Here is a 12,310-nt window from a genome sequence, read left to right on the forward strand (position 1 = left end):
GAATGATCGCTTAAACGAGTGTCCACTGTTGCTGGGTAAGATCATGCCTATCGCTGTCAAGGCAGGTGTGCAGATCGGTATGGTGTGGTTCACACCAAGTAAAGCGCGACAACTTTACGCTAAGCAGCAGCTGCATATTGATGAAATTCCTTATTTTATACCTGGTGATGAGCAACTGGTGCTCGAAAGAGGCGGTATGATACTTGCGCCTGCGATCTGCTACGAGTCACTCCAGATAGACCACGCTGATAAAGCGGTTGCGCTAGCTGCTGAGGTTTATCTGGCCAGCGTTGCCAAACCTGCGAATGGCATTGCTAGGGGAGCGGTGCATTACCCAGATGTGGCCCGGCGACACACGATGCCGGTAATCATGGCGAATTGTATTGGACCGTGCGACAACTTCATCAGTGTAGGTCAGTCTGCTGCTTGGAATAACCAAGGTGAATTACTGGCGCAGATGGATAGCGAGTCAGAAGGGGTGGTTATACTGGATACCCAAAGCGAAAGTGCTAGCGTCATTGGTATTGCGTAGGGGGGATCGCCTCTTATAGCCGCTAGGTAGCTAAAAACCCAGCGGCTATCTTAACGTCGAGTATTGACTCAATTAGACGTACTTCTTGCCCGTATCTTTCATACTCATCGCGTAAATAATAAACATGATGAGTGAGCCCATCACAAAACACCATACGCCCACGGTTGCATAGAAAGCGCTGTCGGGTAGGAATAAAAGACTGCCAAAGAAAAAACATAAACTGGATAAGAGACCCAGAATATTAGGTAGCTGTTGACGCTGTTTCGTCACACTGTTCATTTTATTTACCCATCTGAAATTTTATTGTCAAGTAGCTAAGATGGCTTAGATACGGATGTCCGGTGTAAACTGAAAGCTCACCGATATCCGATTCCAGCTGTTGATTTGAACAATAATGGCAGTTAGGTCAATTAGCCCCTGCTCACCAAAGGCAGTTAACGCGTTTTGATAGGTGTCGTCGCTAATGGAGGGCTGTTGGCTGATGAGTGTGAGTGCTTCGGCCCAGGCGAGTGCGGCACGTTCTTGTGTGCTAAAGCAGGAGGCTTCCCGCCAGGCCGGTAACACGTCTAGGCGAACTTGATGCTCGCCGTCGTCTCTGGCCTCTTGGGAATGCATGTGCTGGCAAAAGCAGCAGTGATTTATTTGCGAAACACGCAGGTTGACTAAGTGAACGATGGTGCGATTCAGCGTTGAATCTTCCGCAACGTTGCCTAATGCAGTCAGGTTTTTAGCTAGGCGTGGGACAAGGCGATACACAGACTGCTGAGATAGACGAGTAGACATGTGAGTGAGCTCGGTGAGTAAGTTGAGAGCTCAGCTTAACGTCGAGGTTTTTTTACGCCTTGTAAATTTGCGACAGTTTACGCTTGCGATAGGCGGCGGGCGTTTCATAGGCGAGTGATTGAAAAGCGTGAGTGAAGTGGGCTTGGTCATAGTAGCCGCATTGTAGGGCTATTTCCGCTAGGGGCAGCGCAGTTTCAAGCAGTCTGTGACGGGCACGGTCTAGTCGGGCATAGGCGACTAATTGGCCTGGACTAACGCCCACCTCGCGTTTTAATTTGCGTTCCAGGGTACGCCTAGTCACCCCTAGTGTGGCACCTAATTGTTGAGGGGGAAGCTGTAGTTTCCCAATCGCTTGAACAATCGTGGGGGGACGGCTATTGACCAGTGGCTGGCTCTTTAGTCGGTGTAACAACCATGTTTCTAGCAGGCGTAAACCCTGTTGTGCATCCAGATGGTAGAGGTGCTCTACCACGTGCATTAACCCTTGTAACCCCGGTGTTTCAAGTTCGTTATCTAAGCGCTGCGGTTTATCTGCGAATGCTTCGGGTAGCAAGCCTAACAGGCAGTGAACGCCTGCTGCTTTAAAGCGAATCCCCAGACAGGGAGTGTGGGCGTCGAGTGTTTCTATTAGCGTACGCCTGTTAAAACAGAGCGTGATGATGGGGTGAGAGCTATCAAGCTTGATACTGAGATTAGCGCCGGCATCGGGATAAAATTTTTCGGTTCTGGGTTCAGTAACATTCCCTGAGCCACCCAGTGACCAAAGGCACTGTACCCACGGGGCTAAACGCTTATCAGGTAAGCGATGCCGAAAATTGAGGTAGTTAGCGTGGCTTGGCAGGATAAGATCGGTCATGGGGCTAACCCGCAATATGTTTTCCTAATGGTAGCTCGTATTGGCTTAATCCAGCAGCTTTTGAGAACTAGCGCGGCGCCATACACTCGGTGGTACTTTCTCATGGCGAGCCCAGATACGCCTTAGTTGCCGTTCATCACCGAATCCGGATGCTTCGGCCACCCTTGCCAGCGTCCATGGCGTCTCGGTCATTAATGTTTTAGCGCGTTGCAGGCGCAACCCCATAATGTATTCACCCACCAGCATGCCGGTGAGGCTTTTGAATCGGCGCCGAAAATGGCGCTCACTCATGGCTGCTTGAGTCGCTAATGTTTCAATACGCCAGGTTTGCGAGGGGGCGGCACATATTGCATCTTGAACGCGATGCAGCCGTTCATCCACATGATTGCGGCCCTCAAGCCAGGCTCCCAACTGGGGCTCCTGTCCACTGCGGCGCAGATATAGCACCATCTCTCGCGCCACCGCTAGCGCTAATGAATGACCGCAAGCGCGGGTAAGCCAGTAGAGCATGGTATCTATACCGGTTGAAATCCCAGCGCTGGTTAAATAGCGGCCATCTTCAATAAAAATACAATCGCTTTGCACCTTAGCCTTTGGCGCTTTGGCCTGTAACTGCTCGATTAATGTGTGATGCGTCGTGCAGCGTCGCCCCTCCAGCAAGCCTGCGTCAGCCAGTAATAGCGTGCCGGAGCAAACCGTCATCAGTGTGTCCGCATAGCATGCGTTTTCCTTAAGCCAACTAACACACTCTTGCTGCGCCAATGGCTCAACGCTATTGCGATACTGTCCTGGAATTAGCAGTAGGTGTTGAGGAGGAAGTTGTTCGGGTAACGGGTCAATGCCACTAAGCGTCAGCGGTCCTAACCACGGCATAGCGGTCTTTGGGCCGACATAGTAAACCTCAACATCTATTGAGAGCCGGTCGGCACACTGCAAGACCTGAAGAGGCCCGACCAAGTCAAGCGGCACTTGGCCAGGCATCATCAATACTGCAATCCGCAAGGTGTTGGCTCTTTGGGAGAGCGGTTGACTGTTGTGTTGCTCTTCACTCACGCGTGTTTTGCCACTCATTGATCAAGTCTTGTGTGCTGATAATACGCGCAAAACGGTCTTCAAGTACCAGTTCGGTACGTGCCTTAATATCATCGGCTGACCATGTAATGCCGTTACGCGTCATAGGGAACGTTAGCGTTGCATCGCTGACAAAATCAACGCTAAAACCTAAATCTGACGCTACCCGGGTGGTTGTCTCGCAGCATTGCTCTGTACGAATACCGCTAATTGCAAGTTGCGTAATGTCGCGTTCGCGTAACCAATTTTCAAGCTCAGTATCGCTGAATGCATTATGAACACGCTTATGGAAGGTCACCGCCGTTTCATCGTCAAAGCCATCAAGCGGGCGAATTAGGCCATTAGCGGGGTCAAAAGCGCCTTGGCTACCAGGTTCTTCATGAAAAATGCGCACAACAGGTATGTTATTTGCCTGCGCCGCGTCTAGCACTGCTCGTTGCTTGGGGCGCCATGCTTGCGCCAGAGATTCTACCCAATAATCGCGGGCAGGGAAGGAGGCTTGAACGTCAATTAATAGCAGAGCGGTTTTAGACTGGGTCATGGCTAATCTCATCGTGTTGAAGTGAGGCTACAGATTAGCTATTCCTATTTCAGCCAACGATACCTTGCGCGGTCTAAAAGCGGTCAATTTCGGCCAAATATTGACTGATGGCGGGAAGTGTCGGCAAGAAGTGAAAAGCCACCTTGCTGATATCGAAAGCTGTAAAATGATCACCCGATGATGCGCTATCAAAGGCTATAATAGCGTGATTATGGTGGAATACCGCTACCGTGACTTTTATCTATCGGGCTGGCTTTTACAGTTTTTATCGAAAATACCTAGATAAGTCGGCTTGTTGGTTGATTTTGTTGTTTGTTTTAATGAAAGGAAGGTGGTTGGTAATGATTAACACCAAAATATATAAAGCGGTTTATGAACTAGCTGAACGGTTAATGAAAGCCGCGGCTAAAGATGACAGGGAAGCGTTTGAGCCGCTCTATGCCGAGTTGCAGGCGATTTGCACCGATAACGAAAACACCGATAAAGACCACCCAGAGCAGTGGGAAACCTTGGCTGACTTTACCGAAGAGTTAGAGGATGCGCTGCCGATTTACCAAAAGGCGCTTGAGAAAGCCATTGCTAAGAACTCGAAAGACCATATGGCCTCTATCGGTTTTTCCATGGCAACGTTGCAAGTACAGTTAGGTCAAACGGATGACGCCATCGAAAGATTGCAACATGCGAAAGCCAGCGCCGATGGCATTGAAGATGACGAGCTGAAAGCAGAAATCGATCAGCTGCTTGAAACGCTAACGACCAACTAGGAAGCCTATTTTGACGAATAATGATATTTTTCGCCGCATCCGCTACACCTTTGATTTAAAAGACAGCACCATCGTGGATATCTTCTCACTGGCTGACGTCAGTGTGAGTCAAGCGCAGGTCACTGCTTGGCTGAAAAAAGACGAAGATGATGCTTTTGTCACGATGAAAAATAGAGAGTTGGCGGCGTTTCTGAATGGGTTTATCAGCTTTAAACGTGGCAAGCGTGAAGGCCCGCAGCCTGCGCCTGAAGCACAACTAAACAATAATATGGTGTTCCAGAAGTTGCGCATTGCACTGAATTTAAAAGCAGACGATATCTTGGCAGTGTTTGAACTGGTGGGCTTACCGCTAAGCCACCATGAACTCAGCGCCTTTTTCCGTAAGCCAAGCCATAAAAATTACCGTGAGTGTAAAGATCAAATGCTGCGTAATTTCTTACTCGGTATTCAACGCCAGCTACGGCCTGGCTCGAACGACGCAGGTTCTGAGTCTTAAGTTCAGCGCTTTACACCACGCTTTATGTTACACGGTAACGGTAGGAGAGGTAGTGCAAGGCCTCTCTGCCTTATCGACGCTAACGCTTCACGCAGACGAAAATCGCATTGCCTGAAAGGTTATCCCAAGGGGTAATGGTCTGATAGTTGTGCTCAAATACATGCACCTCAAAATAAGGCGCCAGTAGGGCGGTTAATTCCGTAAAGCTGACCGCTACCATTGAATGTTCGTCGTTCCAGACTTGCGTGGCGCCTGCGTTGGTTTTTTCAATACTCAGCCTAAGCGACTGCTTTTCGCCGTGCCCGCCGTAGTGCCAACCCGAGCGGAATGTGAAGATATTGTCATCTTGTCTGGCACTGTGTTTAACGCATAAATCGTTATTGATTTTGTTTTTATCTACCACGTTAAAATAGAAAACGCCGCCCTGAGTTAGTGCGCGATGGGCGCTGGAAATACACCCTTTTAGCTTTTCAATCCCATCGTTGTAGTGGATCGAGTACAAAAAGCAGGTGATCAAATCGAGGGGGGCGCTGGCTTCGAACGCACTCATATCTTGCCGTGAAAAAAGCGCTTCTGGGCAACGCTTGGCGGCGATATCCAGCATGGGTTGGTTAATATCAAGACCACTGCTGAGATAACCAAAATCAATAAAATGGCGGACATGAGGGCCCGTGCCACAGGCTAAATCAAGGTGCGTGTGCCCGCCGTTGCCGAAGATCTGATGGAGTCGACTAATGGCGTTGCTTTGCGCTTGATAGTCGATATCGACGCACATCAAATCGTAGTAGCCAGATAGATCGGTATAGAGTGCGTTGGAGGACAGGTTGGCGGACATAGTAGCCTAATGGTGGGCGCTAAAATATTGGGGTGGCGCATAGTAAACGAGCGAGCAAGGTTTTAGAAGCGAGGACAAGGCGACACCCGCTTTTTTTCAAAAAGCGGGAGATACCATAGGTAAATTGTGTTTATTTAATTGTGTTTATTTAAGAGAGTTGCTGCCGCCATTTTGCTCAGCTAACTGCTTAGCTTGCGTGTACCCTGTTAGCGCTAGATAGTCACGATTGCTATCGATAGCGCCGTCATTGCCGGCTTTAAAGAAAGTTTTTTCCAGCATTGCCTCTCTGGCTTCCATAAGTGTTTGCGCCATCTGCATGTGTTCGCTGACAATCTTGCAGCCGAGCTCAATGTCTCCTTTACGCAACGCCTCTAGTAACTGGCGTTGATAATCATAGCCTTGGCGGCGTAACTCAGGGTTGGGCTGTTCGTAGATTCGCTGACAGACGGTCATATTCATCAGCAAACGCACTGGAAATCGGCACATCAAGGCCAATAGAGGGTTAGGGCAATAATCAATCAGAACTAAATGAAATTCCAATTCCTTCAATCGCTGCTCGCGCTCTTCTTCTAGCGATGCTGGCGGGTGGTCATAAAAGGTCATTACTGACGCCAGTCGATCAAAGGCATCCGCATCGAGCACACCTTCAAGACTCCTTACCAGGGCTGGCCAGAGCGCTTTACGTGCTTCATAGATGTCGTGAATGGTGGGCGAGTGAAAGAAAAAATAGTTACCCAGTAAAGTCATCGCTCGATCATCGCTGACTTCGCTAATAAAGGCACCTCCACCTGGGCCTGTACGCGTTTGAACCAGCCCCTGGGCTTCAAGCCCCTTGAGAGCTTCACGCACCGTGCCTTTGGATGCATCTAGCGCCTGGATCAGCTCTTGTTCCTGCGGAAGTCGATCGCCGGGCTTTAATTGATGTTGCGCAATGTATTCCTTTATCGCCTCACTGATTACGTCGGTACGCTTAGGCTTAGCAGGTTGGCGTGCTTGCTTCATGGTTGTCTCAGCTAACATTGAAAGAGTGCGTATTCCGGCGAACGTGACCGGTCATTCCGGTGATCGTGACCGATTTGCACACGGCCTTCACGCTGGAGAGAGTTTTGTACGCTGAGCGGTCACGATGGGTCAACCGATTCCGTTTTTTGTGCGTTGGTTTTTCTCAGTGATTCCCCTTTCAGATTGAGTCGGTGAGCGCCGTGCAGGAGCCGATCCATGATGGCGTCTGCCAGCGTGGCGGAGCCGATGTAGTCATGCCAGTGCTCCGTGGGTAACTGGCTGGCGATGAGGGTGGAGCCCCGCCCGTGTCGGTCTTCGATTACTTCCATCAGGTCCTGCCGCTGCTGCGCCGTGATCTTCTGCATGCCCCAGTCATCCAGGATCAGCAGGTTGGTCTTCAGCAACTGGTTCATCAGCCGACCGTAGCTACCATCACCGTGCGCGATGCGCACCTGCTCGAACAGGCGCGGCACTCGCAGGTAGCGCACCGAGAGGCCTTGCCGGCAGGCCTGATTGCCCAGGGCACAGGCCAGCCAGGTCTTGCCGCAACCGGTAGGCCCGGTGATGCACAGGTTCAGGGACTGGCGGATCCAGTCGCTGCTCGCCAGGGCCGCCATACGCGAGCGTTCCAGTCCCCGGGGATGACGGTAATCGATGTCTTCGATGCACGCCGGCACGCGCAGGCGGGCGGCCTTGAGCAGCCGGTCCAGCCGACGGTTTTCCCGGTGCAGCACCTCCCGATCCACTAACAGGGCAAGGCGTTCCTCGAACGCCAGGTCGTGGGTTTCCGGTTGGGCGCGTTGTTGTTCCAGGGCATCGCCCATGCCCGTCAGCTTGAGGTGGCGCAAGGTATCGAGGGTGTTGTGCGTTAGCATACGTTTCTCCGGGATCAGTGGTAGTAGTGGGGGCCGCGAACGTTGGTGTGAACCGGCAGCTCGGTCAGTTCCGGTGGCTCCTCGACCAACGGCAGCGGTAACTGATCCAGCCCCTGCTTCAGGATCGAGGTGATGCTCTGGTAACTGGCGGAGTGGATGGCCAGCGCCCGGGCACAGGCCTGCTCCAGGCGATCACGACTGTAGCGCCGACTAAGGTTCAGAAGTCCCAGGCAGGCGCGGTAACCATGTTCCGGATGAGGCCGATCCTTGAGCTGCTTCTGCACCACGCCCAGCGTGCCGGGGCCGATGTCATTGGCCCAGTTCAGGAACCGTCCCGGTGACCAGTTCTGATGGGCCTGGTGCGATTTAGGCATGTGTTCAGTCAGGGTGGCGAAGCGGCCCTTACCATGACGAGGATGTAGCGCCACTCGCTGCCCTTTGTGCATGACCTCCACGGAGGTGTCGGTCACCCGAACGTCCAGCTTCACCCCCACCAGGGCGTGGGGCACGCTGTATAGCCGCTTCTCGATCTCGATGTGATAGTCGATACCCGGCCGTGCCTTACGCCACTCGGCGTAGGTGTAGGGCGTGGCGGGGAGTGGTCGTAGTGCCGGTCGGTCGAGGGCATCGAACAGGCTTTGACGACTCTCTGTCCGTCCTTGGAACGGGCGCTGGTTCAGCGCTGGTAACAACGCGGCGATGGCGGCGTTCAACTCGGCCAGAGAGAAGAACGTCTGGTGCCGTAACCGGGCCAGGATCCAGCGCTCGACCAACAGCACGGCGGCTTCAGCCTTTGCCTTGTCCTTGGGCTTGTAGGGACGCGCGGGCAGCACCGCCGTCTGATAGTGAGCAGCCAGTTCAGCGTAAGTCTCGTTGATCTTCGGGGTGTAACGGTCCGCCTTGGTGACCGCTGCCTTGAGGTTGTCCGGAACCAGCAGTGCCGGCACCCCGCCGAAGAACGTCAGCATCCGTTGGTGGGAGGCGATCCAGTCCGGCAGGCTCTGGCTCCCGGTGGCCTCGGCGAAGGTGTAGCTGGAGGCGCCAAGCACGGCGACAAAGACCTGGGCCTGACGCATCTCTCCGGTGCTCCGATCCACCACCGGCACGGTCGGTCCGCAGTAATCGATAAAGACCTTCTCGCCGGCCCGGTGAACCTGGCGCATGCTGCGCCGTTGCCGCCCCCGCCAGAGCCGGTAGTGGTGGCAGAATTGGCTGTAGCGGTAGGCCTTGTCGCCGTGGCGTTCCGTGTACTCGGCCCAGAGCAGTTGCAGGGTAACGCCCTTGGTCTTGAGTTCCTGATGAACCTGGAAGTAATCCGGCTCAGCAAAGCGTGAGGGCGGTGCCTTGACGGGGAACAGCCGTGCTTCCAGCCAGGCCTCATCAGCATCCTCGGGCAACGGCCAAGTGATGCCCTTCGCCTGGGCCTGGCTGACGTACTTGCCGACCACGCCTTTGGAGAGACCACAGGCGCGGGCAATGCGGTCGTGGCTCAGGCCTACTTCGTGCTTGAGGCGCAAGACCTCGATGATCTGTCGCATGGAAATCCTCGCAGCCGGCATCCGCACTTCCTCGTGATGAAAAAGAAGGGTATGCCGAATAAAGTTAAAGAATTCCAGCGTGTTGGATGTGATTCCGGGGGAACGTGACCGATGATTCCGGCAACGTGACCGGCGATTCCGGAAAACTGCCCAAAATCGGTCACGATAAAACGGAATGCGCGGTCACCATCATCCAGAACAGACGGTCACGTTCAAACGGAATGGGCGGTCACGATAGGGCGGAATACGCAAAGAGGCTGTTTTAGTAAGAATCATCCCCTTGAAGTAGCGTGATGTCTAGCAAATGTCGCCTTGTGTATCGCCGTGTTAAGCCGGTAGAAGAGAGGTGAAAATAATTTATAATGATAAATTTAAAGACTCCTTCTACCTAATAATCGAGTAACCCATCATGACCTACAGTTTGATCGCACTTGATAAGCAATCTGGCACTTTCGGTGTTGCATGTGCCACCGGAGGGCCTGCACTGGGTGGTTTTGTTCCCCATTTACTACCGGGTATTGGTGCCGCTATTACCCAGGGCTTTAGCACCAATGTATTCAGTGCAGAGCAAGGGATGCAGCGCTTAGCCAACGGGGAAAAGGTGGCGGATATTATCAGTAGCCTGCAGCAACAAGACAAAGGCGCTGCCTGGCGACAGCTTGCTTTAATGGATCGGCATGGTGTTGCCGCAGGCTGGACAGGCGATGAAAACGTCCCGGTTGCTGAGATGCGAATCAGTGATGGGTTGTTGATTGCAGGCAATATGCTGACCAATCGAGAGGTTATTCCCGCCATGGAGGCGGCCTATCTTGATACTCGTCGGCGTAAAGACATGGCAAGCGCTTTGATAGCCTCACTGAGTGCTGCTCAGCAGCAGGGCGGGGATCATCGTGGCACGCTCTCAGCGGCGCTGAAAGTACGCGCCCCAGGTGGATTGCCCTATGATTTGCGTATCGATTATGCCCCTAACGCGATTACTGCACTGAGCGAACTTCATTTACGTATCGAGCAGGATGGTGATTTTCAGTCATTTCTTGCTCGTCTGCCCACCGCTGACAATCCGCATCGTCATTAACCACCACCACGTAATTTAGACATAAGTCTAAAAGCCGAGAATCCCCAAAAATTTAACCTTTTATTCTGACTGAGTTTTTTGTTTTCCCAGTCGGAATGCCTGCTCATCCACCTCCTTAAGGGTTTGACAGCATGTTTGACGCTCTCATAGGCTATTTATCATGATAAATAGCCGTGCTGAGCAGCAGCCAAACAATAACCCCTTGAGGCAACCATGACGCTTTCTTTAACCCAGGCCGGAGAACAGGCGTGGAAGTGGCTAGAAGATGCCGCTAAGTTCAGTGAAACCGACAATATTGAACGCGATGGCGTTACCCGCCGCTGCGCCACCCCTGAACACCGCGCTGTGCTCGATGAACTTGCAACGTGGATGAAAAGCGCGGGTATGTCTGTGCGCATGGATAACGCCGCGAACCTGATCGGTCGTTATGCCAGCCCACACGCCGGTGCCAGTACGCTGTTGCTCGGCTCGCATCAGGACACAGTTCCTAATGGAGGCAAATACGATGGCATGATGGGCGTTATTTTGCCGCTTGCCTTGGTTAGCTACTTGCATGAAAACGCGATCGAAATGCCCTTTCACATTGATGTGGTGGCGTTTAGCGACGAGGAAGGGACACGCTTCAGTTCTACCTTGCTTGGCTCTAAAGTGCTGGCGGGCACGTTTAATCCAGAGATGCTTAAAGCCCGCGATAGTCAGGACATAACCCTTGGACAGGCGCTGGCTGACTTCGGTTGTGACACTTACCGAATCGATGCAGACCGCTATCTACCGGAAGACGTGATTGCTTTTATCGAAACACATATCGAGCAGGGGCCTCAGCTTGAGCAGGCTGATGTGCCGTTGGGAGTAGTAAGTGCAATTACTGGGATCGAACGCCACGAGATAATGGTCAAGGGCTTGGCAGGTCACGCCGGCACCGTTCCTATGCACATGCGCCAGGATGCATTGGTGGGTGCTGCCCACGTTATCCAATTGGTCGATACGTTATGCAAAAGCACCGATGAACTCGTCGGTGTTGTGGGCAAAATTGAGAACGCACCTAATGGCGTCAATGTTATCCCTCAGACCACCACCTTGAGCATTGAGTTACGCTCGCCGGATGATGCACTTCGCCGTCAAGCAAGAACTCAGCTGTTAAGCCAAATTGACGCGTCTCTGAAAGCCTTGAATCTTGGCTTTGAGCATCGTCATACCTATGAACAACCTGCTGTTCAATGCGCCAAGCACCTTATCGATACCATGCAGAGTGCGCTTAAGGATGCGCGAATTGAGCCACGGGTACTGTTCAGCGGCGCAGGCCATGATGGGTTAGCCATGGCTGACTTGTGTGACATCGGCATGTTGTTTGTTCGTTGTCGCGGCGGTATCAGCCACCACCCCAGCGAAGCTATCAAGCCTGAGGATCTCGACGTTGCCATTGAGGTTCTCTTAAACACCTGCCAGCGACTTGCCCAAAAGCAATAGCTGACAGCCTTGTATCACGACGTTTGTCCAACTAGCTCAACATAAAGCCACAAAAATCATAAGGGTTGATTATGAGCCAACAACAGCAAGTTTCAGACACAAAAGCCCCTGCATCAGGTAAGTGGTACAAACAAATACCGGACCCGATGGTGCTGATTTTCTTCATTTTGGTCGCCGCCTACCTAATGTAAGCGTTCATTCCAAGACGTAGTTGACCTACTTCACGTCCCGGAGAGGTCTCAATAACTCCGGCGAGACCTTGTACTGCTTCCTGCCATCCTCATCCAGCACGATCACGCTCTTGCGGTTGATCTTGGTGACAATCCCCAGCACGGGGCCTTCCCGGCTCTCGAAGGTCACTTTCAGGCTGGCTCAGCGCCTGGAGGTTCTCCCGGTCACGCAGTTCATCAATTCGCCGGCAGATGTATTGATTCAGTTCCAGCAACTGGTCGATGCTCATGTCGTCAATGCGCAT

Annotated in this window: 15 protein-coding genes; 5 read left to right on the forward strand and 10 right to left on the reverse strand. The window is 52.6% G+C overall.

What is annotated here, in order from left to right; all coding sequences use genetic code 11:
- On the forward strand, positions 1 to 532 hold a 532-nt coding region (locus INT19_RS03045; protein WP_193059674.1), incomplete at its 5' end, for a nitrilase-related carbon-nitrogen hydrolase.
- Positions 533 to 604: 72 nt separating this feature from the next.
- Here INT19_RS03045 and INT19_RS03050 read toward each other — a convergent pair.
- Genes INT19_RS03050 through INT19_RS03070 form a run of 5 tightly spaced genes read right to left on the reverse strand, consistent with a single transcriptional unit; the run spans position 605 to position 3,783 of the window.
- Complete coding sequence (locus INT19_RS03050) at positions 605 to 811, reverse strand: YrhK family protein (protein WP_193059675.1); 207 nt, start codon at positions 809 to 811, stop codon at positions 605 to 607.
- A gap of 45 nt (positions 812 to 856) precedes the next feature.
- Complete coding sequence (locus INT19_RS03055) at positions 857 to 1,315, reverse strand: carboxymuconolactone decarboxylase family protein (protein WP_193059676.1); 459 nt, start codon at positions 1,313 to 1,315, stop codon at positions 857 to 859.
- Positions 1,316 to 1,367: 52 nt separating this feature from the next.
- Positions 1,368 to 2,171: a helix-turn-helix domain-containing protein gene (locus INT19_RS03060; RefSeq protein WP_193059677.1), complete on the reverse strand. Its 804-nt coding sequence runs from the start codon at positions 2,169 to 2,171 to the stop codon at positions 1,368 to 1,370.
- Between the two features lie 45 nt (positions 2,172 to 2,216).
- Complete coding sequence (locus INT19_RS03065; RefSeq protein ID WP_226924459.1) at positions 2,217 to 3,242, reverse strand: GlxA family transcriptional regulator; 1,026 nt, start codon at positions 3,240 to 3,242, stop codon at positions 2,217 to 2,219.
- Complete coding sequence (locus INT19_RS03070; RefSeq protein WP_193059678.1) at positions 3,217 to 3,783, reverse strand: isochorismatase family protein; 567 nt, start codon at positions 3,781 to 3,783, stop codon at positions 3,217 to 3,219. Before INT19_RS03070 ends, INT19_RS03065 begins: the two co-directional genes overlap by 26 nt.
- A gap of 341 nt (positions 3,784 to 4,124) precedes the next feature.
- Here INT19_RS03070 and INT19_RS03075 point away from each other — a divergent pair, with 341 nt between their 5' ends.
- Together INT19_RS03075 and INT19_RS03080 are read left to right on the forward strand one after the other, a co-directional pair.
- Complete coding sequence (locus tag INT19_RS03075; RefSeq protein ID WP_193059679.1) at positions 4,125 to 4,547, forward strand: tetratricopeptide repeat protein; 423 nt, start codon at positions 4,125 to 4,127, stop codon at positions 4,545 to 4,547.
- Positions 4,548 to 4,557: 10 nt separating this feature from the next.
- Positions 4,558 to 5,043 carry a DUF1456 family protein gene (locus tag INT19_RS03080; RefSeq protein WP_083003283.1) on the forward strand — a complete coding sequence of 162 codons (486 nt, stop codon included), beginning with the start codon at positions 4,558 to 4,560 and terminating at the stop codon, positions 5,041 to 5,043.
- A gap of 79 nt (positions 5,044 to 5,122) precedes the next feature.
- Here INT19_RS03080 and INT19_RS03085 read toward each other — a convergent pair whose 3' ends face one another.
- The 4 genes from INT19_RS03085 to istA all read right to left on the reverse strand — a co-directional run bounded on the left by INT19_RS03085 (position 5,123) and on the right by istA (position 9,314).
- The gene (locus INT19_RS03085) at positions 5,123 to 5,866 is read right to left on the reverse strand and encodes a class I SAM-dependent DNA methyltransferase (protein WP_193059684.1); all 744 of its coding nucleotides are present in this window, start codon (positions 5,864 to 5,866) and stop codon (positions 5,123 to 5,125) included.
- A 156-nt stretch (positions 5,867 to 6,022) separates the two neighbouring features.
- Positions 6,023 to 6,880 (reverse strand): FadR/GntR family transcriptional regulator, encoded by an 858-nt coding sequence (locus INT19_RS03090; protein ID WP_193059680.1) that lies wholly within the window; start codon positions 6,878 to 6,880, stop codon positions 6,023 to 6,025.
- A 119-nt stretch (positions 6,881 to 6,999) separates the two neighbouring features.
- A complete protein-coding gene (gene istB / locus INT19_RS03095) occupies positions 7,000 to 7,755 on the reverse strand; it encodes an IS21-like element helper ATPase IstB (protein WP_022522218.1) in 756 nt (251 codons plus the stop codon).
- A gap of 14 nt (positions 7,756 to 7,769) precedes the next feature.
- Positions 7,770 to 9,314: an IS21 family transposase gene (gene istA / locus INT19_RS03100; protein ID WP_026001746.1), complete on the reverse strand. Its 1,545-nt coding sequence runs from the start codon at positions 9,312 to 9,314 to the stop codon at positions 7,770 to 7,772.
- Between the two features lie 388 nt (positions 9,315 to 9,702).
- On the opposite strand from istA, the gene INT19_RS03105 reads away from it, so the two are divergent.
- Both INT19_RS03105 and INT19_RS03110 read left to right on the forward strand, forming a co-directional pair.
- A complete protein-coding gene (locus tag INT19_RS03105) occupies positions 9,703 to 10,368 on the forward strand; it encodes a DUF1028 domain-containing protein (protein ID WP_193059681.1) in 666 nt (221 codons plus the stop codon).
- Positions 10,369 to 10,581: 213 nt separating this feature from the next.
- Positions 10,582 to 11,835 carry an allantoate amidohydrolase gene (locus INT19_RS03110; protein WP_193059682.1) on the forward strand — a complete coding sequence of 418 codons (1,254 nt, stop codon included), beginning with the start codon at positions 10,582 to 10,584 and terminating at the stop codon, positions 11,833 to 11,835.
- A gap of 280 nt (positions 11,836 to 12,115) precedes the next feature.
- Here INT19_RS03110 and INT19_RS03115 read toward each other — a convergent pair.
- On the reverse strand, positions 12,116 to 12,310 hold a 195-nt coding region (locus INT19_RS03115; RefSeq protein WP_442311522.1), incomplete at its 5' end, for a hypothetical protein.

The organism is Halomonas sp. 3A7M (genome assembly GCF_014897875.1).
In the GTDB taxonomy this organism is placed as follows: Bacteria; Pseudomonadota; Gammaproteobacteria; order Pseudomonadales; family Halomonadaceae; genus Vreelandella.